This window comes from Clostridium sp. Marseille-P2415, from assembly GCF_900155545.1.
Classification (GTDB): Bacteria; Bacillota; Clostridia; order Lachnospirales; family Lachnospiraceae; genus Lacrimispora.
The window spans coordinates 1034120-1059229 of sequence record NZ_LT732526.1; the positions used below are offsets into that span (position 1 = coordinate 1034120).

Annotated in this window: 23 protein-coding genes; 2 read left to right on the forward strand and 21 right to left on the reverse strand. The window is 43.3% G+C overall.

What is annotated here, in order from left to right; all coding sequences use genetic code 11:
* Positions 1 to 48: 48 nt before the first annotated feature.
* Positions 49 to 1410, reverse strand: a complete 1362-nt coding sequence (locus tag BQ9856_RS09795) for an ABC transporter substrate-binding protein (protein WP_077610867.1) — start codon at positions 1408 to 1410, stop codon at positions 49 to 51.
* Between the two features lie 316 nt (positions 1411 to 1726).
* Between BQ9856_RS09795 and BQ9856_RS09800 the strand changes: the two genes are divergently transcribed.
* Complete coding sequence (locus BQ9856_RS09800) at positions 1727 to 2587, forward strand: helix-turn-helix transcriptional regulator (RefSeq protein WP_077610868.1); 861 nt, start codon at positions 1727 to 1729, stop codon at positions 2585 to 2587.
* Between the two features lie 193 nt (positions 2588 to 2780).
* Here BQ9856_RS09800 and BQ9856_RS09805 read toward each other — a convergent pair whose 3' ends face one another.
* The 14 genes from BQ9856_RS09805 to BQ9856_RS09870 form a co-directional block, all read right to left on the reverse strand.
* On the reverse strand, positions 2781 to 2960 hold the full coding sequence (locus tag BQ9856_RS09805; protein ID WP_077610869.1) for a hypothetical protein: 180 nt from the start codon (positions 2958 to 2960) through the stop codon (positions 2781 to 2783).
* A gap of 157 nt (positions 2961 to 3117) precedes the next feature.
* Positions 3118 to 3681 carry a hypothetical protein gene (locus BQ9856_RS09810; protein WP_077610870.1) on the reverse strand — a complete coding sequence of 188 codons (564 nt, stop codon included), beginning with the start codon at positions 3679 to 3681 and terminating at the stop codon, positions 3118 to 3120.
* 12 nt (positions 3682 to 3693) lie between these two features.
* The gene (locus BQ9856_RS09815) at positions 3694 to 5109 is read right to left on the reverse strand and encodes a hypothetical protein (RefSeq protein WP_077610871.1); all 1416 of its coding nucleotides are present in this window, start codon (positions 5107 to 5109) and stop codon (positions 3694 to 3696) included.
* Positions 5110 to 5291: 182 nt separating this feature from the next.
* On the reverse strand, positions 5292 to 6335 hold the full coding sequence (locus BQ9856_RS09820; protein ID WP_077610872.1) for an electron transfer flavoprotein subunit alpha/FixB family protein: 1044 nt from the start codon (positions 6333 to 6335) through the stop codon (positions 5292 to 5294).
* A gap of 24 nt (positions 6336 to 6359) precedes the next feature.
* Positions 6360 to 7142, reverse strand: coding sequence for an electron transfer flavoprotein subunit beta/FixA family protein (locus BQ9856_RS09825; protein ID WP_077610873.1), 783 nt, complete (start codon positions 7140 to 7142; stop codon positions 6360 to 6362).
* 11 nt (positions 7143 to 7153) lie between these two features.
* Positions 7154 to 8305: an acyl-CoA dehydrogenase gene (locus tag BQ9856_RS09830; protein WP_077610874.1), complete on the reverse strand. Its 1152-nt coding sequence runs from the start codon at positions 8303 to 8305 to the stop codon at positions 7154 to 7156.
* A 74-nt stretch (positions 8306 to 8379) separates the two neighbouring features.
* Positions 8380 to 9219, reverse strand: coding sequence for a 3-hydroxyacyl-CoA dehydrogenase NAD-binding domain-containing protein (locus tag BQ9856_RS09835; RefSeq protein WP_077610875.1), 840 nt, complete (start codon positions 9217 to 9219; stop codon positions 8380 to 8382).
* 53 nt (positions 9220 to 9272) lie between these two features.
* Entirely contained in the window at positions 9273 to 10049 is a 777-nt protein-coding gene (locus BQ9856_RS09840; RefSeq protein ID WP_077610876.1) for an enoyl-CoA hydratase-related protein, read from the reverse strand.
* A 62-nt stretch (positions 10050 to 10111) separates the two neighbouring features.
* Entirely contained in the window at positions 10112 to 11293 is a 1182-nt protein-coding gene (locus BQ9856_RS09845) for an acetyl-CoA C-acetyltransferase (RefSeq protein WP_077610877.1), read from the reverse strand.
* Positions 11294 to 11365: 72 nt separating this feature from the next.
* The gene (locus BQ9856_RS09850; protein WP_077610878.1) at positions 11366 to 12265 is read right to left on the reverse strand and encodes a LysR family transcriptional regulator; all 900 of its coding nucleotides are present in this window, start codon (positions 12263 to 12265) and stop codon (positions 11366 to 11368) included.
* A gap of 148 nt (positions 12266 to 12413) precedes the next feature.
* Positions 12414 to 13730 (reverse strand): acetyl-CoA hydrolase/transferase family protein, encoded by a 1317-nt coding sequence (locus BQ9856_RS09855; protein WP_077610879.1) that lies wholly within the window; start codon positions 13728 to 13730, stop codon positions 12414 to 12416.
* 378 nt (positions 13731 to 14108) lie between these two features.
* Entirely contained in the window at positions 14109 to 14582 is a 474-nt protein-coding gene (locus BQ9856_RS09860) for a MarR family winged helix-turn-helix transcriptional regulator (protein WP_235839184.1), read from the reverse strand.
* Positions 14582 to 16438 carry an ABC transporter ATP-binding protein gene (locus tag BQ9856_RS09865; RefSeq protein WP_077610881.1) on the reverse strand — a complete coding sequence of 619 codons (1857 nt, stop codon included), beginning with the start codon at positions 16436 to 16438 and terminating at the stop codon, positions 14582 to 14584. Before BQ9856_RS09865 ends, BQ9856_RS09860 begins: the two co-directional genes overlap by 1 nt.
* Positions 16435 to 18165, reverse strand: a complete 1731-nt coding sequence (locus tag BQ9856_RS09870; RefSeq protein WP_077610882.1) for an ABC transporter ATP-binding protein — start codon at positions 18163 to 18165, stop codon at positions 16435 to 16437. Before BQ9856_RS09870 ends, BQ9856_RS09865 begins: the two co-directional genes overlap by 4 nt.
* A 12-nt stretch (positions 18166 to 18177) precedes the next feature.
* Here BQ9856_RS09870 and BQ9856_RS24200 point away from each other — a divergent pair, with 12 nt between their 5' ends.
* Complete coding sequence (locus BQ9856_RS24200) at positions 18178 to 18423, forward strand: hypothetical protein (protein ID WP_139348677.1); 246 nt, start codon at positions 18178 to 18180, stop codon at positions 18421 to 18423.
* A gap of 8 nt (positions 18424 to 18431) precedes the next feature.
* Here BQ9856_RS24200 and BQ9856_RS09875 read toward each other — a convergent pair whose 3' ends face one another.
* The 6 genes from BQ9856_RS09875 to hisB all read right to left on the reverse strand — a co-directional run bounded on the left by BQ9856_RS09875 (position 18432) and on the right by hisB (position 25109).
* Positions 18432 to 19553 (reverse strand): M20/M25/M40 family metallo-hydrolase, encoded by a 1122-nt coding sequence (locus tag BQ9856_RS09875; protein WP_442855517.1) that lies wholly within the window; start codon positions 19551 to 19553, stop codon positions 18432 to 18434.
* Positions 19554 to 19591: 38 nt separating this feature from the next.
* Complete coding sequence (pepT, locus tag BQ9856_RS09880; RefSeq protein WP_077610883.1) at positions 19592 to 20821, reverse strand: peptidase T; 1230 nt, start codon at positions 20819 to 20821, stop codon at positions 19592 to 19594.
* 34 nt (positions 20822 to 20855) lie between these two features.
* Positions 20856 to 22358 (reverse strand): hypothetical protein, encoded by a 1503-nt coding sequence (locus tag BQ9856_RS09885; RefSeq protein WP_077610884.1) that lies wholly within the window; start codon positions 22356 to 22358, stop codon positions 20856 to 20858.
* 121 nt (positions 22359 to 22479) lie between these two features.
* Complete coding sequence (gene hisIE, locus BQ9856_RS09890; RefSeq protein WP_077610885.1) at positions 22480 to 23769, reverse strand: bifunctional phosphoribosyl-AMP cyclohydrolase/phosphoribosyl-ATP diphosphatase HisIE; 1290 nt, start codon at positions 23767 to 23769, stop codon at positions 22480 to 22482.
* A complete protein-coding gene (hisA, locus tag BQ9856_RS09895) occupies positions 23769 to 24509 on the reverse strand; it encodes a 1-(5-phosphoribosyl)-5-[(5-phosphoribosylamino)methylideneamino]imidazole-4-carboxamide isomerase (protein ID WP_077610886.1) in 741 nt (246 codons plus the stop codon). The genes hisIE and hisA overlap by 1 nt, the downstream gene beginning before the upstream one ends.
* A 12-nt stretch (positions 24510 to 24521) precedes the next feature.
* Positions 24522 to 25109: an imidazoleglycerol-phosphate dehydratase HisB gene (gene hisB, locus BQ9856_RS09900; RefSeq protein ID WP_077610887.1), complete on the reverse strand. Its 588-nt coding sequence runs from the start codon at positions 25107 to 25109 to the stop codon at positions 24522 to 24524.
* Position 25110 lies beyond the last annotated feature (1 nt).

Below are 25110 nucleotides of genomic sequence, written 5' to 3' on the forward strand. Positions count from 1 at the left end.
GGTATACGAATGCCTGATTACATCGTATACCTCCAAAAATTCTATAAATTATTTATTCCGTACATTTTTTTCATAAAAATCCTGCACTTTTTGGAATGCTTCTTCAGCGGTAGCATTTCCAAGAAAGATATCTACCATAGCATCATCAAAAACATCCCCTGCCTCTACGCTTGCCAGTGATTCATTATAGAATCCCAGTGTACCTGTTACATTTTTCATAATATCGCTGATGTAAGAAAACTGTTTTGGCGCTTTATTGTAATCAATTTCTACATTTGTTACAGGAATTTTACCTGCTGTTTCTGCGGTATATTTCTGAGAGGTTTCATCGGTGAACATTTTCATTAATGCAATAGAAGCTTCCGGATGCTTTGTGGTTGCGCTCATGACCAGATTGTCTGTTTTTACGATCATGCGGTTGGGATCTGCTGCTCCGTTGATTCCCGGGAATTGGAATACACCGCATTTGTCTTCAAATTCCGGATTGTTCCCATTGATCTGAGCGATTGCCCATGAGCCTTGCACAAGCATTGCAGCATCTCCATTATAGAAGTTTGCAGTGGACTGGTCATTGGAATCCCCGGCGGCAGTATCCTGGAAGTACTGGGAAAGCTCTTTTAACTTGTTTCCGGCATCAAGGAAGCTCTCGCTCGTCCAGTCAAGTGTTCCTGCATTTGCGCCGGTTAAATTATCCGGGCCGCCTTCTCTGTCACAAAGATATCCGGCAATCATGGACAAGCACCATGGAGTGCCGGCGGAACAGGAAATCGGTGTATAGCCTGCATCTTTTATTTTCTTACATACATCAATCAATTCATCATAGGTCTTTGGCACTTCTGCGCCGGCCTTTTCGAAGATTTCGGTATTGTAAAATACACAGGCGGCTGCAAAGTTAGTCGGAACTGCCATAATCTTTCCATCATAGGTGATTCTTTCAAAAATTCCATCAGTGAATGTCTGATACCAGCCGGATTCCTGATTCTGTAAAATATCTGTTAAGTCTGCTGCCACACCGGAATCTACATACTGAGTCAGGTTTGGACCCGGGTTGCATATGAATACGTCCGGTGTTTGGCCAGCCGCTATCAGCGCATTTAATTTTGTATCATATTCTTCCAGATTTGTTGTGACCACGTTGCAATAATATTTTCCCTTATACTGTTCATTAAAACGATCAATTACTTTTTTATAGCCTTTGCTGACCAAATCTTCTGTCGCTTCCAAGTCATCCCAAAACATCCATGTAATTTGTTCTTCATCCCCGGTTGCTTTGACCGTTTCTGCAGAACTCTCTGCAGAGCTTCCTGACGAGCTTTCTGCAGAGCCCGTATCAGTTGATACGCCGCACCCGGAGAGCAGCCCCATTATAAGCCCGGCTGTTAAAAAAACTGAAATGAATCCCTTTTTCATACCTTTCCTCCTCAATTTATATTCGCGTTTATTTGATACTTTTACTTTAGCAGAAACCTATCATGATTTCTTTAAAATTATTGCCTCTGTGTTGTTAATTATTGCTATTATTCATTTTTCATTTTTATAAGTTTTTTTATGTTATACACAAAATATGTTTAATTATTCTTGCGTTTTTATAATTTTTAATCATTAAGATTTACAAAAATAATACTTTTATATTTAATATTGAAATTTTAATGCATATATTTTATAATATTTTTTAAATGATAAAGCAATTTTTTGAAGCAATATTTTTCGCAAAGGGGCCATTTAAATGATAGAAAATCTAAAAGGAATCCACGAAACGGTTAACTATAAAGAATATACCAATATACGCCTTTATGATAACACAGAGGCAGAAGACTATCCCTCACACTGGCATACTCCTCTTGAAATTATTATGCCTCTTACAAATACATACTCCGTTTTGTATAACTCACATGCTTTTGAACTGAAACCGGGTGAAATCATCTTAATTTGTCCGGGAGTGATCCACTCTCTAAAGGCACCTAAGGCGGGAAGACGGATTATTTTTCAGGCAGAACTTCCAATGTTTCATGAAATGAAAGAATTAGAGTCTATCCTGTTCCTGTTGAATCCAACCTTTATTATCACTCCTGAAACCTTCCCTGCAATACATGATAAACTCTATCACTGCATGCTTGAAATAATGGAGGAATACAAAAAAGATTTACCGCTTACCGAAACTAAGATATACTCAATGCTTTTAGAAATGTTTGCATTAATCGGCCGCAATCATACCGAAAATGTGCACTTATTGGATGCTGCAAACATCCGGCAAAAGAAATATACGGAAAAGTTTATTTTTATATGCAATTATATCAGCAGCCACTGCACGGAAGAACTGACCTTAGAAGAAGTGGCTTCTTTGGCTGGTTTCAGTAAATATCATTTTACCCGCCTGTTCAAACAATTTACGAATGTATCCTTTTACAAATATGTAAATAAAAAACGGATTGCCATTGCCGAAACATTGCTGATTAATCCTCAGCTTTCCATTACAGAAGTTGCTCTGCGTTCCGGTTTTTCCAGCCAATCCGCTTTTATTCGCATGTTTAAAATAATAAAATCCTGTACTCCGACTGAGTTCCGTCAGATGTACACTCAAAGTTAATCATTATATAGCGGCTTTACTGGATAGCAAAACTAAAAAAGGAATTCATAGATCGAAGTAAAAAAGCATTCAAAAAGAGCTGGACACCAGCTGATTTTAATCAACTGGTGCGACAGCCCCATAAAAAAGTATTACAGATGATTATATATAAAAGTACATTATCCAGCTTTCATGGAATCCAAGATACATTCAATTATCTGGCTAAATATTTTTCCGCCTTTTTATATGCGTTAGCATAACGATAATGATTCTCTTCTATCCTATTATCGGCTTCTTTTACTAATTCTTCATATTTTTTACCAGTTTTTAATTTTCCTTTTCTTGCACCTTGTATTCCTTTTTGAGAAGCCTGACTCAAAATAAGTTTTGCCATATTCATCTCCTTCTTTCTCTACACTCTTATTATTATATGAATCTCACGATATAAATGCAAGTAATTTGTATTTACGCGGGCAACGAGCCAAATACAAGCTGGCTTGCATCTGGCGACTGCCGCGATAACTTAGAAACTCGCAAAGCGTGTTTCTAAGTTAGTGTTTCCGAATCAGGATTGCTTCACACATGCTATATTTTCCAGCTTCTAACTTAATTGTACCAATTTTTTCAAGTTTACTCAATGCCGTCTTTACATCTTTTTTATTAATTTCGATATTAATTTCCTCCGTCTTAACTGTTTCAATGTAATCAATAATTTCTTCGCACGTTGCACTACGCAATCTATATAAGCTAAATAAAACTACTGCCTCATTTTCATTAAGCTTGACCTCCATGTCAGAGATAAGAAATACAATTGCCTTTAATAATGTCAATACCAGCCATATTCCTTTCGCATCGAGTAATGACTTAAATGAAAATATTGAATTAAATGCAAATTTTAAATTAATTCTTATATTACTAGGTTTTACACTCACTGCGGATGACATATCTTTGGAATCTAATATTGCCACTGAAGCTGTTGGTGGTTCTGGTTCTAATAATTCCATACTTCCACGAATCAAACTATTAACCGTTACCATATCTAACTCATGCTCTTTTACAAATGATTTAAGCATATTTTCAATTGCCGTATACTCTGGCGCAATGTAACTTGACATTTATATTTCCTCCTAATATATCTGTTCAAGATTATTCGTGTACATTCTATATGGATTCATCTTTACCTTTACAGAATAAACAATATTCGGATCATTATCATAATCTCTATATTCAATTCTTTCCAAATCATGCCGTAATATCCACGGTTCGGCTTCCCAGGTTGCACTGGTCGCATCAATAATGATTTTACCTGATGTCAGATGATTTTTATAGTTTTCTATTCCAGATAAATCGATACACCATACAAACTTTGGTAATGAAAGATTAATTACAGCATCTTTTAGTTCCTGAGTCATCGTTTCGGATTCTGCGGCATTACGCTTTAATGAATTAGAAGATGCAATGTATATTCTGCATACATTTATTTCTTCCCAATTCATTACTTTCGCCTTAATCCATGTTAGCATACGTGCATATACTTCACTATATACTAATTGCATCTGGTTGTATAAAGGTACAACTGCATAATATAGCTCATTAATTCCATATTCTACATCACTTTCCTTATTTGGTAAACCTACTGGAACCTCCATATAAGGAAAATATCGATCATCCATTACATAAATTGAACTTATCAGCCTTGTATGAGGTATGACTTTTACCTCTTTATCTGCTAGTTGTTCTATCATTTCCGTATTCTCTAATATGCTATAATTGATTTTGCCATGTCCAATGATGGATATTGCATGTTCTAATGGTGATAAAAAACCTACCATCGGGAGTCCTGATTCAATATACGACATTATTTCATCAATAAATTGGTAATCAATTCGTTTTTCTCCTCCCACTATTAAGGGACTGAAACCATACTCTTTGAAGATATCAGAAATTTGAACTGGATTCAATCCTAAGGAAGGTGTTTTCCTTCCCCAATCATTTTTTATTTTTTCTACGATGCTTCCTATTGTTGTATCCGCATAATTCTTATATTTGTTTCCAAAATATCGGATTACGGTCCATGTAGCTGTGTGCGCACAGACTGAAATATCAGTTTGCTGGCGCTGCCAGGGAAAGCATTTAATATCAAAATTTTGTCCTGAAATATGGGCTTCATATTTTTCAAGCATTAAATATGCTTCTTTATCCAGTAACAAATGGGGATCAATATAAGTTTTTCCAAGCTTTGTCCCACTAACAGTCGGACGTAATGTGATATAACCATAATAATTATCAGCCTTTTCCAAGTGTAGTCTACAACAGCATTTTTCATATTTTTTAAATTTCTGTGAATAATGTTCGTAATATGTACTTAAATAATCGCTATCATAATATGGATATTCTATCGTGATGGTATCACACTTCAAACCCACATAATTTCTTAAACGCTCTATTACATCATTATCTATTAAATATGTAGGGATTTCCCTTTTTAGTACTTCATCATAATCTCTCTCACTTTTAATAGTAATAACTGTAAATTTAATCACTTTTGATCTCCTGACAAACATGTTATAGTTTTATTGTATTTCATATTTTATTAATTTTCAACATATTTATTTTATGGTACTATTTTCTGAATTGCATACACAGATTGAAACAGATAAAAAAATCGGAGAGATTGCGAATCTCTCCGGTTTCAATAAAATCAGCTACTATAATCGGGTATTTTTTACTTTCCGGCCTTTGCAGCCAGAAGCTGCTTCGTCATCTCCGGTACTATTTTCTTCCAATCTCCAACAATACCGTAATCAGCGACCTCAAAAATGGGAGCGCTCTCATCCTTATTGATTGCAATAATCAGATCAGACTCTTCCATGCCTGCCACATGCTGAATCGCCCCGGAAATTCCAATCGCAATATATACATTGGGGCGAACCGTCCTGCCGGTCTGGCCGACCTGCATATCCTTCGGCTTCCAGCCCGCATCCACAACGGCTCGTGAGCAGCTGACCTCACCTCCGAGTGCGCCGGCCAATTCTTCCAGAACACGGAAGTTTTCCGGGCATCCCATGCCGCGTCCGCCTGACACGAGGATATTGGCATCCATGATATCCACTGTTTCATTTACAGATTTGACAACATCCAGGATCTCTACATAATTCCGGTTCTGTGTAAAGCCCGGATTAAACGCTTCAACCGAAGCCTTTGCCCCGTCTATTCTTTCGATCGCACGCATCACGCCCGGACGGACCGTAGCCATCTGAGGACGGTGGTTCGGGCAGGCGATGGTAGCTATGGTATTGCCGCCAAAAGCCGGTCGTGTCATCAGAAGCTGATTATGCTTCTGCTCCCTGCCAGAGATCGGATTCAGCGGGAAATCCCCGATTTCCAGTTTCGTACAATCAGCCGTAAGCCCTGTAGCAACTCTGGCGGACACCCGCGGCCCCAAGTCCCTTCCAATGGCAGTTGCTCCTATCAAAACAATTTCCGGCTTATAGTTCCTGATCACGGAAGCAAGAGCATGGGCATAGGGCTCCGTCCTGTAATCTTTCAGCTCCGGATCATCCACCACAATGACCTTTTGTGCTCCATATGCAGCCAGTTCATCAGCCAGTCCCTTAACGCCGGATCCAATAAGCACTGCTGTTACATCAGTATTTAAATCCTCTGCAAGATCTTTTGCTTTCCCAAGTAATTCGAAAGCAATGCAGTTTAATTGATTGTCCGCCTGCTGCGCAAAAATATATACGCCTCTATATTCTTCTAACCCCATTCTGTTCACCACCTTTCTTTTCAATTAAATGATATGCCTTTCAGTTAATTTTCCCATAATATATGCGACGGATTCCTGTGGATCTAAGTTCACCACTTCTCCTTTTCCTTTTCTCACTTTATCGGAAGCCTTGGCAATCTGGGTAGGAGAACCTTTTAATCCAATGTTACTGTCAGACACATCTTTTAGATCCTGTCTTCCCCATACCGTGATGTCCGCATCATAAGCATCAAATATCCCGCCGGGAGTCATGTAACGGGGCTTATTTAATTCTGAGAGTGCTGTGATGAGGCAGGGCATCTTTGCCTTGAGAACGTGGTATCTGTCCTCAAACTGCCGCTCGACAATAACGCTGTCACCTTCCATTTGGATTTTCTGGGCATAGGAGATGACCGGAATATTCAAATGCTCGGAAATCTGAGGCCCGACCTGGGCCGTATCTCCATCAATGGCCTGACGTCCTGTAATGATCAAATCATATTCCAGGTTTCTGATCGCACCGGCCAATGTTGAGGAGGTGGCCCATGTATCGGCTCCTCCCAATACCCTGTCGGTTATTAAAATCCCTTTATCCGCCCCCATGGCCAATGCCTCGCGCAAGACTTCATCCGCTTTAGGAAGCCCCATGGTGATCGCTGTTACTTCTGCCCCGTATTGTTCTTTTAATCTTAAGGCTGCCTCAAGTCCTGCTTTATCATCCGGATTCATGATCGCTGACATTGCACCTCGGTCCAGAGTACCATCCGGATTGAATTTTACCCCGGTTTTTGTATCAGGTACCTGTTTTATACAAACAACAATTTTCATGACAAGTCCTCCTATTTCAAAATATCCCCGGAAATAACCATACGCTGAACTTCCGAGGTCCCTTCGTAGATTTCCGTAATCTTAGCATCACGCATCATGCGCTCCACACCATAATCCCTGATATATCCGTAACCGCCATGAAGCTGGACAGCCTCTGTCGTCACATCCATAGCAGCTTCAGTGGCGTATAATTTCGCCATAGCCGCCTCTACGCTGTATATCTTCTGGGTAGCCTTTGCCATGGCCGCCTTATATACAAGCATCTTTGCTGCTTCAACCTTTGTTGCCATATCAGCCAACTGAAACTGAGTATTCTGGAACTGGCCGATGGTACGGCCAAACTGTTTTCTTTCCTTAACATATTTTACAGCGGATTCAAGCGCTCCTTCCGCAAGCCCCAGGGCCTGGGCGGCAATACCGATGCGTCCGCCGTCCAGGGTATGCATGGCAATATTAAAACCTTTTCCCTGCAATCCCAATAGGTTTTCTTTCGGAATGCGGCAGTCAGTAAAAATCAATTCGTAGGTTGAGGAACCACGGATACCCATTTTCTTTTCTTTTGTTCCAAAATAAAAGCCAGGTGTGCCCTTTTCCACGATAAAAGAAGAAATTTCCTTCAGTTTTTTCCCCCGCTTTTCAATTATACCGGTCACAGCAATGATGATGTAAACATCTGCCTCTTTTCCATTGGTGATAAAACATTTGGAACCATTTAACACCCACTGATCCCCATCTAAAACTGCTTTTGTCTGCTGTCCCTGAGCGTCGGTTCCAGCCCCTGGTTCCGTCAGTCCGAAAGCACCAAGCTTTCTTCCGGAAGCAAGATCGGGAACGTATTTCTGTTTCTGTGCATCCGTACCATATGTAAGAATCGGATCAATACACAGGGATGTATGGGCGGATACAATAACAGAAGTGGTTGCGCATACCCTGGCAAGCTCCTCCACACACATTACGTATGTAAGAGGATCGCAGCCCTGACCTCCATATTCCTTCGGAACCGGGATACCCAGCATGCCATACTTTGCCAGTTTTTCTACCGTTGATCCCGGAAATTCCTCTGTCTCGTCAACTTCCTGTGCCAATGGCTTTACTTCATTTTCGGCAAAGCTCCTGTACAGGGATTGTGCGAGAAGATGTTTTTTTGATAAACTAAAGTCCATGTTCTGCTCCTCCATTTTCTAATTGCATTATCCAGCCTGATTCAGTTTTTTTGAAGGAGGCTGGATAATTTCAGTTATTTTCTATAATCGTAAAAACCCATACCGGTTTTTTGGCCCAATTTGCCGCCGCGTACCATTTTTCTTAACAGCGGATGAGGGCGGTACTTTGGGTCTCCGGTTTCTGCCTGAAGCACTTCCATGATGGCAAGCACCACATCAAGGCCGATCAAGTCGCCTAAGGCCAGCGGTCCCATTGGATGATTCGCCCCCAGTTTCATCGCATTATCAATGCCTTGAGCGCTGGCAATCCCATCTGCATAGATACCAATTCCCTCATTGATCATGGGGATGAGAATCCTGTTTACTACAAATCCGGCTGCTTCTTCTACCTGTACCGGAACCTTACCGATCTCCTCCGCTATTTTCTTGATGATGTCAACCGTCTCCGCCGGGGTATTTAAGCCTGCTGTCACCTCCACCAGCTTCATGACCGGTGCAGGATTGAAAAAGTGCATACCTGCAACCGGCCGGTCAAGCCCGGCACCGATTTCCGTGATCGAGAGCGATGAGGTATTTGTTGCAAACAAACAGTCCTTTTTACAAATGTCCTGAAGTTCCTTAAAAGTCTGTTTTTTGATGGCCAGATTCTCTACAGCCGCTTCCACAACCAGATCACAGTCCGTACAAATATCCTTTACGCCTGTTGTAATCCTTGACAGAGCCGCATCTGCCGCTTCCTGTGTCATCTTGCCTTTGGCAATCCTCTTTTCAAAACCACGGGCAATCTTTTTCTTTCCATTTGAAGCGAATTCTTCGTTAATATCGCATAAGCACACTTCATATTCTTCTACCTGGGCAAATGCCTGGGCAATTCCTGAACCCATAGTTCCGGCACCAATAATGCCAACCTTCATGATGTAGTCCTCCTTAAACTTTTATATGTATCCGGGCCAACCGCTCCGTGTTCTTATTTATTAATGAAATTTTTTTCTTTTCTCTTTTCAAGAAATGAGCTCATCCCTTCTTTCTGGTCATGGGTTTCAAAGCAGGCACCAAACAGCTTTTCTTCTATCACGATTGCCTGGTCCATGTTCATCTGAAGGCCGTCATTCATTGCCTTCTTGCAATTTCTCACTGCAATCGGCCCATTTTTTGCAATTTCCTCTGCCATCTTCCTGGCCGCTCCCAGAAGTTCCTCCTGCGGATATACGGCATTTACAAGGCCGATCCTGTAAGCTTCTTCTGCCTTTATATTTCTTGCAGTATAAATCATCTGTTTTGCCATACCCACTCCGATGATCCTCTCCAGCCTCTGAGTTCCGCCAAAGCCGGGAGTAATGCCCAGCCCAGCCTCAGGCTGACCGAATACCGCGTTGTCGGAACAGATGCGAATATCGCAGCTTAAGGATATTTCGCAGCCGCCTCCAAGAGCATATCCATTGACTGCCGCTATGACCGGAACCGGAAATGTTTCCAGTCTGCGGAATACTTCATTTCCTTTTTTTCCGAGCGCTTCTCCTTCCTCCCTGGTCAGAGTACTCATCTCGGCGATGTCCGCACCGGCCACAAAAGATTTATCTCCGGCCCCTGTAATAATCAAAGCTCTGACCGTATCTAGATCAACGCTGTTAAGGGCCATATCAAGTTCTTCCAAAACCTGTTTGTTTAACGCGTTCAACGCTTTGGGACGGTTGATCGTAATGATTCCCACCTGTCCTTCCGCCTCATACATAATAAACTCCATACTTTTAACACCTCAATTTTACTTTTCCTGATGATAGTTCCCCTGCATAGATTCTTGATTTATCAGTCACGTTCAACAATCGTCGCGCATCCCATGCCGCCGCCGATACAAAGGGTTGCCAGCCCCTTTTTCGCATCGCGTTTTTCCATTTCATGCAAAAGGGTAACAAGAATACGGCAGCCTGACGCACCTACCGGATGTCCAAGGGCGATTGCGCCTCCATTCACATTTACTTTTGACATATCAAATTTAAGTTCACGGGCTACCGCCAGGGACTGGGCTGCAAATGCCTCATTCGCCTCAATCAGATCGAAGTCCTTAATGTCCATTCCGGTCTTATCCATAACCTTCCTGGTGGCGGCCACCGGGCCTATGCCCATGATTTCCGGAGCCACTCCGGCAAGAGCACCTGCTACCCATGTTGCCATCGGCTTAACTCCAAGCTCTTTTGCCTTTTCTTCACTCATCACCACGATAGCTGCCGCGCCATCATTGATACTGGATGCGTTTGCTGCTGTTACCATGCCGTCCTGTTTAAATGCCGGGCGCAGTTTTGCGATTCCTTCCTCTGTGGTTCCCGGACGCAGGCCTTCATCCGTATCAAATACGATTGTTTCTTTTTTCTTCTTGATTTCCACCGGAACGATTTCATCTTTGAACCGGCCGGATTCCGAAGCCGCGCATGCTTTCTGCTGGCTGGAAGCGGCGAACCTGTCAAGTTCTTCCCTTTTAAGCCCCCATTTTTCACCTACATTTTCAGCTGTTATTCCCATATGGTAATCATGAAAGGCATCCCATAATGCATCATTTACCATGCTGTCAATAATTTGTCCATTGTTCATACGGTAACCGAAACGCGCATTTTTTAAAAGATACGGAGCAAAAGACATATTTTCCGTACCTCCTGCAACTACAATGTCCGCTTCCCCGCACATAATCAACTGAGCTGCCAAATTAACGCAATTTAAACCGGAACCACATACAACATTAACGGTAACTGCCGGAGTCTCAACCGGAATCCCTGCTTTCAGGGAAGCCTGACGGGCAACGTTCTGTCCCAAACCAGCCTGGATGACACATCCCATATATACATGATCAACCTGCTCCGGCTTAACGCCTGCCCTCTTCAAGGCCTCCCTGATGACGATTGCTCCCAGTTCCTGGGGCGGAACCGTACTTAAAGCTCCTCCCATGCTTCCGATCGCAGTACGGCAAGCGCCTGCTAAAACAATTTTTTTTGCCATTTGTAATCCTCCTCTTAAATTAGATATATTAAAATGTTCTTACAATTACCATAACCATAACCTGTTCTCCCGTTACTGCTGCTGCACTTTACCTTCCAGCATATACTGCAGCTGTTTTGCAGCCGAACTTAAAGGGCTTCGGTTATCGCTGACTATACAGATGTACCGTTCTGGTATCCGTTCGTACAGCTTTATCTCTACGATTTCACCTTCCTCAAGCGCCGGCTGGGCCAGCTCTTCGGGAACAAATCCGATCCCTAAGTTTTTCGCGATTACCGGAAGAACCATATCAATTGCAGCCACCTCAATGGCCGGCTGCATCGTCAAACCACAAGAATGGTAAAATTCCTGAAAAAAGGCAAAGGTGGTTGTAGTGCTGGACATGGTAATCAGCGGAAGCTTCGCAAGCTCCGAAAGATACATGGTCCCGGTGCCGTATTCCGCATACCTGCTTCCTCCCACCAATATGCTGTTAAAGGGTTTCACTTTAACAGCCTTTAATGTCAGATTACAGTCAAACGGCGTTGTGATAATGGCCAGATCAATCTTGCCGGCTTTCAGTTCGTTCAACGTCTGCGGTGTATTATAATTAAAAATGTTCAGCTTGACCTGTGGAAACCGTTCCTGAAACCGGTTCAGTACTGTTAACAGATAGGTGTGCATGGCCATCTGCGTAGCTCCCACGTTAATACACTCATGCTGTTCTCCCAGGCTCTCTCTTAACGCTTCTTCCCCTTGAATCAGTTTTTTGCAGGCAGGAGCAACATAACTGTAAAGCAGTTCTCCCTCAGTAGTCAGAGTAACGCCTTTTCTTGACCGTATAAACAGCTTGCAGCCCAATGCGTTTTCAAGATTATGCATGTAACATGTAATAGATGGCTGGCTTGTTAAAAGGGCGTTTGCAGCCCTTGTGAAATTTTGATACTTTGCTACATAATAGAAAATTTTATAATATTCATAATTAGCAGTCATACCAATTGCTTCCTTCTCCCATATTTTTTGCCTGTCTGCTATTCCTGATTGACAAGCTTTCTACTGATAGACTATTTCAAAAGAAGGTTCATTATGAATAACCACGATGAGAAAGTATGCCGCTTAAATATCGCTCCAATCCGTTTTTCTACACCTTCCGATATTTTTCAGCAAACCGTTTTTCAAATTCTTCCGCAAGGACGTCCTTAAACTCAGGGGCTGCGATTCGGATGAGCTGGCGGGCTCTGTCTCTCAGCGTATGCCCTTTCATCCTGGCAATTCCGTATTCCGTCACGATATAGTCCACATCATTTCTGCATGTCGTTACGGTTGCACCCTGGGTCAAAAACGGCACGATCTTTGAAACGGTTCCTTTCCTGGCCGTCGAGGGAAAGGCGAGGATGGAACGCCCTCCTTTTGAAAAGGAAGCTCCGCGGATAAAGTCCACCTGTCCGCCGACCCCGGAAAACTGTTTCAGTCCCATGGCTTCCGAACATGCCTCTCCCATTAAATTCACTTCCACAGATGAATTAATGGATACCAGATTGTCATTGCGGCCAATTACCACAGGGTTATTGACATAATCTACAGGAGCCATATAAATGCACGGGTTATCATCTGCGAAATCATATAACCGCCTGCTTCCCATGAGGAATGACACTACCATCTTATCCCGGTTAAAATTCTTCGCCCTGCAGTTGATCACGCCTTTCTCGTATAAATCAACAACACCGTCCGATATCATTTCAGAATGGATCCCCAAATCCTTTTTGTTGCCCAGGAATTTCAAAACCGCATCCGGAATCGCACCGATTCCCAGCTGCAGGCAATCTCCATCCTTTACTAAAAACGCAATATGTTCGCCGATGGCCATCTCCACATCCCCGATTTCAGGAATCGGCAGTTCCGGCACAGACGTGTCATCTTCTACGATCACATCAATATTACTGATATGTATAAAGCTGTCTCCCAGCGTCCGGGGCATATTGGTGTTCAATACCGCAATTACCTTTACCCCATCTATCTCTGCTGCAGGTTTTGTATAATCGCAGGATACGCCGAAGCTGCAGTAACCGTGCTCATCCGGCAGGGATAAGGTAGCCAGAAGTACATTAGGCTTTAACGAGTAACGGAACAGATCCGGAATCTGATAAAAAAAGCAAGGTGTAAAATCTCCCCGTCCGCTGTTTACACATTCCCTGGTTCTGACGCCTACAAATAAGCTGTTTTCTCTGAAATGTTTTTCCATTCCCGGCTGGGCGTAAAGAGAGTGCCCCATATCTACCTGCTGGTTAATTTCAATATCTTTCAGACCGGCCTTTACAGCATAATCTACCATTGCATCCACCAATTTTACAGGTTCCCCTGCCGCATGGCCGATTACCACCCTGTCGCCGGATTTTATGATTTTCACTGCTTCTTCCATGGTTTTAAGCTTTGATATGTACAGTTCTTTCCAATCCATACTTGCACACCTCCCTGGCAAAAATTACGACTTATTTAATGGTGAAAATTTTAACATTCTTTCTGCTTTTTATTTTAACTCCATTTATTATTAATGAAAAATACTAATTATTTATCATGAACGATAGGATTTTCATATGACATTTGACATATTTTTGCTTTTAATTCCGTTTTAGAACCGTCATTTTCAATAAAATTCTTTTTGAATACAAAAATTCCGGCCATTTAGTTAAAAAAATAGCAATCTTTAGACTTGTCAGGTTCCAAAGATTGCGTCTACGCATCCTGCCCAGAGGGCTTTTTTATCTCAAAGGACGTAATTTTCCATAAAAAAAACCGTCAGAATTAAACTGACGGTCCATTTTATATAAAATATTTTTTATTGGTCACAGGAATTTTTATAGGCTTCCAAATTTTCGCACATTTTCATTAACACCTTGCGAAAGATTGCTATTTCATCTTCTGCAATATCACAACATGCAAGATCCTCAAATCTTTCAAAAACTTTTCTTATTTTCACAGCCTCAGTTAATCCTTTTTCCGTGAGACAGATCTGAAAGGAACGTCTGCTGTCAGGATTATTTTCCCTTGTGAGCAGTCCCATATCCTCTAATTTATCAATATTCCTTGACATGGTGGCTGTATCAAAATGACAATTATCTGCAATTTCTTTTTGCGTGATATGATCTTTCTGCAAAAGATAGTATAAAATCCTGGCCTGACCCTGCCCTGGCGTTAATCCAATATTTGACAGAAGCGGAGAAATAATCTGTTTTCTTGCCTTTTCTTCACGAATCAACAGTTCTCTTATATTTTGGCGTAACATATACCTCACCTCTTTTCTTTTATCCATTATTCCAGTTCAAACAGGCCTGTATGCAGCTGATAATACTTCCCCTTTTCCTGAAGCAATTCATCATGGCTGCCCCGTTCAATGATCTCACCTTTTTCAAGAACCAGAATCGCGTTGGAGTTCCTGACGGTTGAGAGCCTATGGGCAATAACGAATACAGTCCGGTCTTTCATCAGTGCATCCATGCCTTTTTCAATCAGTTTTTCAGTCCGGGTGTCAATGGAACTGGTAGCTTCGTCCATAACCAGGACAGGAGGCTGGGATATGGCAGCTCTGGCTATGGCAATCAGCTGCCGCTGGCCCTGTGATAAATTGCTGCCGTCGCTTTCCAATAAAGTATCGTATCCATTGGGAAGACGCCTTATAAAGGAATCCGCATTTGCGATCTTTGCAGCAGCCAACACATCTTCATCAGAAGCATTAAGCCGGCCATACCGGATATTATCCGCAATGCTTCCGGTAAACAGGTGCGTTTCCTGAATGACTAAGGAAATTGAACGCCTTAAGTCATCCTTTTTTATATTTTTGATATCAATTCCATCGTAGGTGATTGTTCCACCATTTAATTCATAGAATCGGTTGACCAGATTGATGATCGTCGTTTTACCGGCACCGGTGGATCCGACAAATGCTATTTTCTGGCCGGGCTTTGCATACAGGCTAATGCCATTTAATATGGTGTTTCCCTTTGTATATCCGAACACCACATCATGGAAACGGACATCTCCTTTGAGCGGAACCAGATGATACCCATGATCCTGGTCAGGCACTTTCCAGGCAAAAAGACCGGTATAGGCATCCGTTTCCTTAAGGCTGCCATCTTCCTCCCGGGCTGCTTTGCATAAGGTAACGGTTCCTTCATCCGATTCCGGCTCTACTTCCATCATATCAAAAATTTTTTCTGCACTGGCAAGTGCTACCATAAGAAAATTAATCTGCATGGTAAACTGATTCATTGGCATGGCGCTTTGCCTGACATAAACCAGATAAGATGCCAGTGTTCCCAGATTAATAAGTCCTGATAGCGCAAATAATCCCCCGATACAGGCAGAAACGGCATAATTAATGTAAGAAAGGGAAACGATCGTTGGGATGGTAATGCCGGTAAAGGTAGTTGCCATCGTGGAGGATTCCCTCAGTTTTTCAGTCAGCTCACAAAATTTCCGTAAATCCTGCTTCTCATGCCGAAAGATCTTTTCGACCTTCTGTCCTTCCACCATTTCTTCAACAAATCCATTTATATTGCCGAGATTTTTCTGCTGTTCTGTAAAATATTTTTTGCTCAGTCTCCCATTGTGCCGGATATATATTAACATGATCAGGAGAAAAAATACAACAATCAGAGAAAGCCGGAAGTCCAGCAGAATTAACATGATAACCGTTCCTGCCGATGTAATAAAGCTTTGGATCAATAATGTGAAGCTGTTGTTGAGCGCTTCTGAGATCGTATCCACATCGTTTGTAAAATGGCTCATTAAATCTCCATGGGTGTGGGCATCAAAATATTTCAGAGGAAGCTTTTGGGTATGGCGAAACAAGTCAATACGGATATCGCTGACCACCTGCTGGGAAATGTGGACCATCATCCGGTTATAGCACAGACAGGACAGAGCTCCTGCCAGATAGATCAGTCCCATCAGAAAAATCATCCGGATCAGTCCGGAAATATCTCCAGGCAAAATATATTTATTCATAACAGGCTTAAGCAAATAGGTTCCCATAATTCCGGAAAGTGCACTGATGCATACTAGAATTGCGATCAATAATATTGAGAATTTGTAATGTCCTATGTATTTTAAAAGATGCACAAGGGTTTTTCTTGTATTTTTGGGTTTTGCATGTCCGGTATTTTTCATAAAGCCTGGCTGACTCCTTTCTGCTGAGAATAATAAATATCCTGGTAAATTTCATTATTGGCCAATAATTGCTCATGAGTTCCGATGGCATTTATCTTTCCATCATCAAGGATGATAATCTGGTCCGCATGCATGATAGAGGAGATCCTTTGACTGATGATGATTTTTGTCATGTCCGGAAGCGTTTTTTCCAGACCTTCTCTTATTTTTGCCTCTGTCGCAGTGTCAAGGGCGCTGGTGGAGTCGTCCAAAATAAGGATCTTAGGAGCCTTCAGGATTGCTCTTGCTATGCACAGCCGCTGCTTCTGACCTCCTGAAACATTGACGCCGCCCTGCCCCAGCTCCGTATCGTAGCCATGATCCAGCCGGTCAATAAATTCATTTACGCAGGCAATGCTGCAGGCTCTTTCTATTTCTTCATCCGTGGCATCCTCATTTCCCCAGTAAAGATTTTCTTTTACCGTACCGGAAAAAAGGGTATTTTTTTGAAGTACCATGGCAATGGAATCTCTTAAATGATCCTGTGTATATTCGTAGATCGGATGGTCATCGATATAAATATTTCCCGATGTCACATCATAAAGTCTTGGGATCAGCTGTACCAGTGTACTTTTGGCAGCACCTGTCTGGCCAATGATGCCAATGGTCTGACCGGAACTGATTTGAAAGGAAATATCGGAAAGTACATATTCTTTGGCGCTGTCCTTGTATTTAAAAGATACGTTTTCAAAACGGATATTTCCGTTAGTAATATAAATATCCTTTGCACGGTCATCATTGATGATGGGTTTCTCCTCGAGAACCTCTGAAATTCTCCTCCATGATGTTAAGGAACGGGTAAACAAAAGAAAAACATTGGAAAACATCATAAGGGAATTCAGCACCTGCAGCACATAACTTAAGAAGCTGGTCAGAGCACCGACTTTCATATTGCCCAACATAACAAGATTTCCGCCGAACCACAAAATACTCAATATGGTCCCATACATAACAAACTGCAAAGCAGGCATATTTAAGGCTGCCAGAGCGAAGGATTTTTCAGAGGAACTCTGCAGGTTCGCGTTTCCCTCTTTGAACTTATTTAATTCATGATCTCCCCGAACGTAAGCCTTCACCAGACGGATCGCTATCAGATTTTCCTGTATGATCCGGTTTACAAGATCAATGGCTCCCTGCATTTTGGCATATAACGGCCTTACATTTTTGATAATGGTAAATAAAATCATAGCCAGTATTGGCGCTGCAATGAAAAATATCACAGCCAGTTCGGCATTTAGCTTAAAAGAAACGATCATAGCTGTCATCATCATGACAGGCGAGCGGAAACCAGGGCGCATTCCGCTTACTATGGAATTCTGAATTGTGGTAATATCGCTTGTGAGCCTGGTTACCAGAGAAGGAGTGCTGAAACGATCCGTGTTTGCGAAAGAATACGTCTGCATTTTCTGAAACTCGGCGATCCGGATCTGTGCACCAACGCCATTACCAAAGATTGCGATATACCGGGCACATGCATGTCCAAGACCAAGAGAAATGATAGCAAAGATCACCATTTGGCAGCCTTTTAGCAGGATATAATTCTTATCGCCGTTGGCAACACCAACATCTATGATATCAGCCATGATCATTGGAATTATTAATTCAAATATGGTTTCTGCTTCAATGCAGATAACTGCCAGAATGAATTCTTTTTTATATTTTTTGGTATAATGCAATAAGTTTTTCATGTTAGGCTCCCCATGTCAGTTATTAAAGCAATAATTGCAAATGCAACTATTGCATATACAACAATTATATTCCAATTCCTGAAATTGTCAATAGAAGGTATGAGTATTTGTCCAGGAATCAAAGAAAAGGACTTCCTTGATAAGATTAAAAAACGCCTTACCCGAAATGTAAAATTTACGGATAAGGCGTTTTTCAGCTTTTTATTATTTTTAAAGAGACCCGGAAAGGCTGACGCTGCTTTGCCCTCTTCTGCCTGAGCCATGAATCAGCAGTAGCTCAGTACCGTTTCAAAGGCAACTTCATACCCCATGGACAGGGAAGCCTTTTCCACGTACTCTTCCCTTGTATGTGCGCCATCTCCGTAATAGGTACCGTAGCAGACGCTGGGAATCCCCATGGACAGAGGGATATTGCAGTCAGTGGAGCCGGGACGTCTGACCGTTTTTTTTCCTGTCACACGCTCCAGCAGCTCTTCTGCCCTGCAAAGAAGCGCTTCTCTCCTGCTGTTTTCTTCCGCGGAAAGGTTCTCACAGGGTCTTATCCCTGTCACTTCCACGGTCACGCCCTCCTTATTAAAGATTTCCTCAAATTTCTTAGCCATGAACTCCAGGCCCTTTCTGCTGTCGGAACGGAATTCGCAGAGCATACTGGCATTCTGCGCAATGGTATTAACAGAGGTTCCGCCTTCGATGGTTCCCACGTTGTAAGTCGTCTTTCCTTCCTTAGGCACCTGAATCTGATAAATCTCCTCCACCAGATCCGCCAGCTTTTGAATGGCGTTGGCATTGCCGAAGCTGCCATAGGAATGCCCTCCTTCCGTATTCACAGTCACCTTGAACCGGCTGGAGCCCACAGCCCGGTCCACGACTCCGTCTAACCCGCCGTCCAGGCTGTAAAACGCTCTGATTTTCCCCTTGTAGGTCTCACATATCTTTCGGCTTCCCTTTAAATTGCCCAGGCCTTCCTCGCCGGAGTTGCAGACAAATACCAATCCCGCATCCTTTGGCCGGATCTGCTTCTGTGTCAGATATCTGGCAGTCAGCAGGATATTTACCAGGTTTGCCGTATCATCCCCGATGCCCGGGCAGCATAACCTTCCGTCCTCTTCCTTAAAAGGCAGAGGGGCGGTATCCGGGAATACGACATCCATATGTGCCATAAATATGACCACCGGCCTGTCATCCGTCACACAGTAGGGGTATACCACATTCAGCGCTTCATCGGTATATACCCCCTCAGCTCCCGCAGCTTCCAGCCAGTTTTTACAGAACTCCATCCGCTTCTCTTCCTGGTTCGAGGGTGACGGAATCCGGGCAATGGTCTTTAACAGCTCATATGCCTCTTTTTCGTGTTCTTTGATATACTGCTTTACTTCCTGTGATATCATTGCTTATCCTCCTGAAGCCAAATCAATAAAACCGATCTTTATTGTCCTTCTGTAAATTTTTCTACGATCTTGAGAAGGAGTTCCACTACCTTTTCCATGGATTGAACCGGTATGAACTCAAATTTCCCATGAAAATTATAGCCGCCTGTACACAGGTTCGGACAGGGAAGGCCCTCATAGGATAAACGGGCTCCGTCGGTACCTCCGCGGATCGGAGTAACCAGAGGCTCTACCCCAATTTCTTCCATGGCTGCCTTTGCTATGTCGATCAGGTACATATGGGGCTCTATTTTTTCCTTCATATTATAGTAACTGTCCTTTAAGATCAGCTCCACGGTACCGGTCGGATAACGGTCATTTAAATACTCAGCTGCCCGCTCCATAAATGCCTTTTTTGCTTCAAATTTTTCCCTGCTGTGGTCACGGATTATATATTCCAGACGGGCCTCTTCCACCGTTCCGCTCATCAAATCCAGATGGTAAAATCCCTCATATCCTTCCGTATACATGGGGTTCTCAGCAACAGGCAGCATGTTATGAAATTCCATTGCCATGAGCAGTGCGTTTCTCATTCTCCCTTTGGAAGACCCCGGATGGATGCTGGAGCCGTGAACAATGACCCTGGCTGATGCCGCATTGAAATTCTCATATTCCAGTTCGCCTAAGCCGCCGCCGTCAACCGTGTAAGCCACATCGGCGCCAAACCCCTTTACATCAAAGAAATCGGCACCCCGGCCGACCTCTTCATCCGGTGTGAAACCAATGCGGACCGTTCCATGGGGAATCTCCGGATGTGCCAGGAGAAATTCTGCCATAGTCATGATTTCAGCCACTCCGGCTTTGTCATCCGCTCCCAGAAGAGTGGTTCCGTCGGTGGTAATGATATTCTGTCCCTTATATTTTAAAAGATCAGGAAAATCGCTGACTTTCATGGTCAAACCGGTTTCCTGATTCATCAGGATATCACCGCCGTCATAATTTCTTACGATTTTTGGTTTTACATCCGCTCCGGAATAGGCAGGTGAAGTATCCATATGAGTAATAAAACCCAGAACCGGAACCTTTTTTTCCATGGTAGCAGGTATGGTAGCATAAACGTAGCTGTGTTCGTCAATTCTTACATCTACGGCCTTCATTGCCTGCAGTTCATTGGCCAGTTCCTTTGCCAGTACCCGCTGCTTTTCCGTACTGGGAACAGCCTCCACCCCATCCCTGGACTGCGTGTCAAAGGATATATACTTTAAAAAATGATTTAAAACTTCTGACATGATAGGATCGCCTCTTTTTCTATTTTTCTTTTTATCAATTCGACATTCTCAAAATTTCCTTAATGGCGCTTGCGCTGGACCAGACAGACAGGCCATAACCGATAGCAAGATCAAGAAAAAAGCCCCTCCACAAATCCATATCGGACATCAGCCCGCCAAAATTCAGGAAAACATAAGCCAGGGTTTCAAAGCTTGCTTCATATTGGAAATATGCCCGCACCATGGAAACTGCATAATCCAGGAAATTGGCACCCAGTATCATTCCGGCTGCAATCATGAGACAAATAACAGCTCCCTTTTTATCCAATGACCTCCCAAGCTTCTGATAACCGCTTAAGGCAAGCTTCAGCATGACAAATCCGGCAATTCCGGCAATAAATCCGATTTGGCCGATCAGAACCCACAGCCCTACTCCTACAAGGGATCCGAACAGTGCTCCGATGATTCCAAGAAACATATTCCCCTGTTTCTTATCCAGAGCCGCGGACATTTGAAAGAGCGCTTCCATGTCCGCATTCGCCAGGCCCGTCTGATATTCTGCGGCCGGTGGATTTTCCGGCAGTTCTTCTTTTTTAACCGCAATTTTCTTCTTGACCTGATTGACAAATTCCTGAAATGCTTCCTGATTTTTGTGTCCGGCACCCTTTACCAGCGCCAGAGTATGGTACTTTTGGTCCCTGGTTTCCGCCATAAGACGTTTTCTTGTGCCGGTAACCGTATCGTAGACCCGCTCAATGTCCCCATACGGAATGATTTCAAATCCTTCTGCATTGGTAACGATATAATCATTTGTCAAATATAGCCGTTCTTTCTCATAAGCAGCCGTAGTGACCTGCATAAGCTGCCTGTCCAGTGCAAGAAGATTTTCTTCCGGCCAGGCTTTCAGCGTAGCACGGCCTCTTTTTAACTTTTGACTTTTCAGATTCCATGCAAGAAGCAGGGTTGCGATCGACACCAGCATGAAAGTAAATGAAAAAAACAAATAAACATGATCTGCGACCGGATATCCCGGCTTTCTGGTCGTATCCAGATAGTATTCTCCAAAATAGTCCGAAAAATTATCCTCTGTTACAAGCTCCTCGCCCCACATGTCGTTGTAGCTTTCTATTGCGTATTCCCGGATATCATCCTCAATGGGAGCCGACATGCCATAAAACATCACAGGCTCAGGCGTTTCATCGGATTCATCATACAGGTATGACTGAACTTTTAAACATTCTTCGGAAAGTTCTCCATGTACCTGTACAATGTAAGGCAGCAATTCCTCATCATAAGCAAAATAATAATGATTGGTTTCCTTAAAATCGGAGGCAAATTCACGTGTCATCATCTTTGCCTTTAAACTGCTGTAAATGTCCTCCCCATTGTACACGTTAAACTTTTCCGGCATCCCATCAGGTTTTGTATTTCCTATAAACATCAGGCCCAGACCTGCTAAAAAGAAGGAAATTGCAATGCCGTACAGCAAGATGACCGGTATTACCCAGCGGTATAGCTGTGTCATACGTTTCATTTTACTGGACATCTGTTCTCTCATATTCATAGCCTCCCATAATCTCAATTTTTTCATTATACCATAGAGCAGTCACACTGTCTATGGTTGTATACAAACAAAAAACGCAGGGAAATTCTGTTCACTTCCCAGCGTTTTTGTCGGGCTAACGGTTGGCCAGCTCCCTGGTTATGTCTTCCCAGGTCACTCCCTTATGTGCCATCAGCACCATCATATGATAGAGGAAATCTGAGATTTCGTATTTCACTTCCTCAGGATTGGGATTTTTCGCTGCTATAATGATTTCCGTAGCCTCTTCTCCCAGCTTCTTTAATATCTTATCCATTCCCTTATCGAACAGGTAATTGGTGTAGGAGCCCTCTTTCGGGTTTGCCTTCCTGTCCAGTATTACCTGAAATACTTCTTCAAACACCTTAAGGGGATTGGTTTCCTGATATTCTTTCTTCACCAGATTCTGATAAAAACAGCTTCTTGCCCCTGTATGGCAGGCGGCCCCGATCTGGTTCACCTTTGCAAGCAGCGTGTCATTGTCGCAATCCAGGGAAAGGGATTTTACATACTGATAATGGCCGGAGGTCTCTCCTTTTAACCAAAGGCTCTTCCGGCTCCTGCTGTAATAGGTCATACGGCCGGTTCTCAAGGTTTCATGAAAAGCCTCTTCATTCATATAGGCCAGCATCAGCACCTCTCCGGTCCGGTAATCCTGTACAATGACCGGGATCAGCCCGTCGGAATTATGTTTAAACCGGTCAAAGCTTACCGGGCTTTCAAAGGTGTCGACTCCAATTCCCCGGGCTTTCAAATCCTGTTTTAAATCCATACAGCCGGACTCCCCGTCAAAAACCCCGATAAAACCGGCTGCATTATCCTTTTGAAGCACCAGTGACGGCAGAGAGGCGTCTGTGCCGGTGCCTGTAATCAAAAAGATCTCCTCACAGGCAGAAACCGCCCTGAGTTTTTCCTCTGTAATTTCAGTATCTCCCAAAATCATTATGGAAGCACCGAGCTGGGCATACTCCTTTGTCCGTTCCAGATATGAGCAGTCCGGAAGATAAGCATAAATCTTATCATCGCCGAACCGGTCCGCTGCCTCTTTCATCAGATCCACATTTTCATCCAGACTTACATCAAGAAAAGCTGCCTTTGCTCCTGCATACAGATATTTCTTCATATCTTCCAGCCGCTTTACTCTCCCTCCTGCAATTACCGGAGCATCAGAAAGTCTTGCAATTTCTTTTATAAGGCCGATTGTCCGTTCATGTTCGTCATCCGACTCCGATAAATCGTATATAAAAAGTTCATCGGCTCCGCTGTCACCATAAAAGCAAGCCAATTCCAAAAGACTTTTTTCATAACAAACCTTAAAATCATCAAGTCTTAAGGCATTGCCCTCCCGAATTCCAAAACCTGCAATTATTTTTTTACATTCCATCATTATTTCCTCCCCTGATGGTCCTGTTTTTCAAAGGCATCTATGGCTTCTTTTAAATCAATCCGTTTTTCATACAGAGCCTTCCCAATGATCGCACCATGAACGCCTGACTCATAAAGCTGTCTTAAATCTTCCATGGAAGACATACCGCCTGAGGCGATAATATCCATCCCGGTATCCTCTGTCAGTTTCTTCGTATAGGCTACATTAGGTCCTGTCAGCATCCCGTCTCTGGATATATCGGTGTAAACGATATGGCGGATACCGTAAGCCTTCATACGGCTGCAAAGCTCTGATGCGGTTATCCCGCTGATCTTTTCCCAGCCTTCTACCGCTACCATGCCGTCCTTTGCATCCACGCCTGCCACAATCCGTTCCTGCCCGAACTTTTTCACCATATCCCGGATAAATTCCGGATTCTCTGCTGCCTTCGTTCCAATGATCACCCTGGAAATCCCCAGGGAAAGCATGGATTCTATCGCGGCTTCGCTTCGGATGCCTCCTCCGATCTCAATCGGTATGGAAACCGCGGCCGCAATTTTTTTTATCACATCCTCATTCACAGAACGCCCGGCCAGGGCGCCGTCTAAGTCCACCAGATGGAGGAATGTGGCTCCCTGGGACTGCCAGAAGGCGGCTACCTCTTCCGGTGCATCGGAATATACGGTGATTTCTTTAAATTCACCCTGTTTCAACCGGACGCACTGCCCGTTTTTTAAATCAATTGCCGGATAAAGCTGCATACGGATTCTCCTTTACAATGTTCCCTTGGCAGACAGGACTCCGGTTATTCTGGGGTCGGTTAATGCCGCCTCATCCAAAGCCTTTGCAAAGGCTTTGAACATTCCCTCGATGATATGGTGATTATTTTCCCCTGCCAGCTTCCTGATATGCAGATTCATTTCCGATGCATAGGAAACAGCATAGAAAAATTCCTTTGCCATCTCTGTCTCAAAATCTCCTACCCGTTCGGCTGTAAGCGGCACATCATAAGCCAAATACGGCCTGCCGGATAAGTCGATGGCACAGAGGACCAGAGTTTCATCCATAGGAAGTATCATGCTGCCATACCGTTTTATGGATTTCTTATCTCCAAGTGCCTGCCTGATGGCTGACCCAAGAACAATGCCGGTATCTTCGATGGTATGGTGGGTATCTACCTCCAGATCCCCCTTTACCATAAGATTTAAGTCAAAAAAGCCATGACGGGCAAAGCTGTTCAGCATGTGATCAAAAAAACCGATTCCTGTGTCGATCTCAGCCTTTCCGCTGCCATCAAGGTCAAGCTTTATCCGGATATCCGTCTCCCGGGTTACCCGCGAAATGTCTGCACTTCGTCCCATG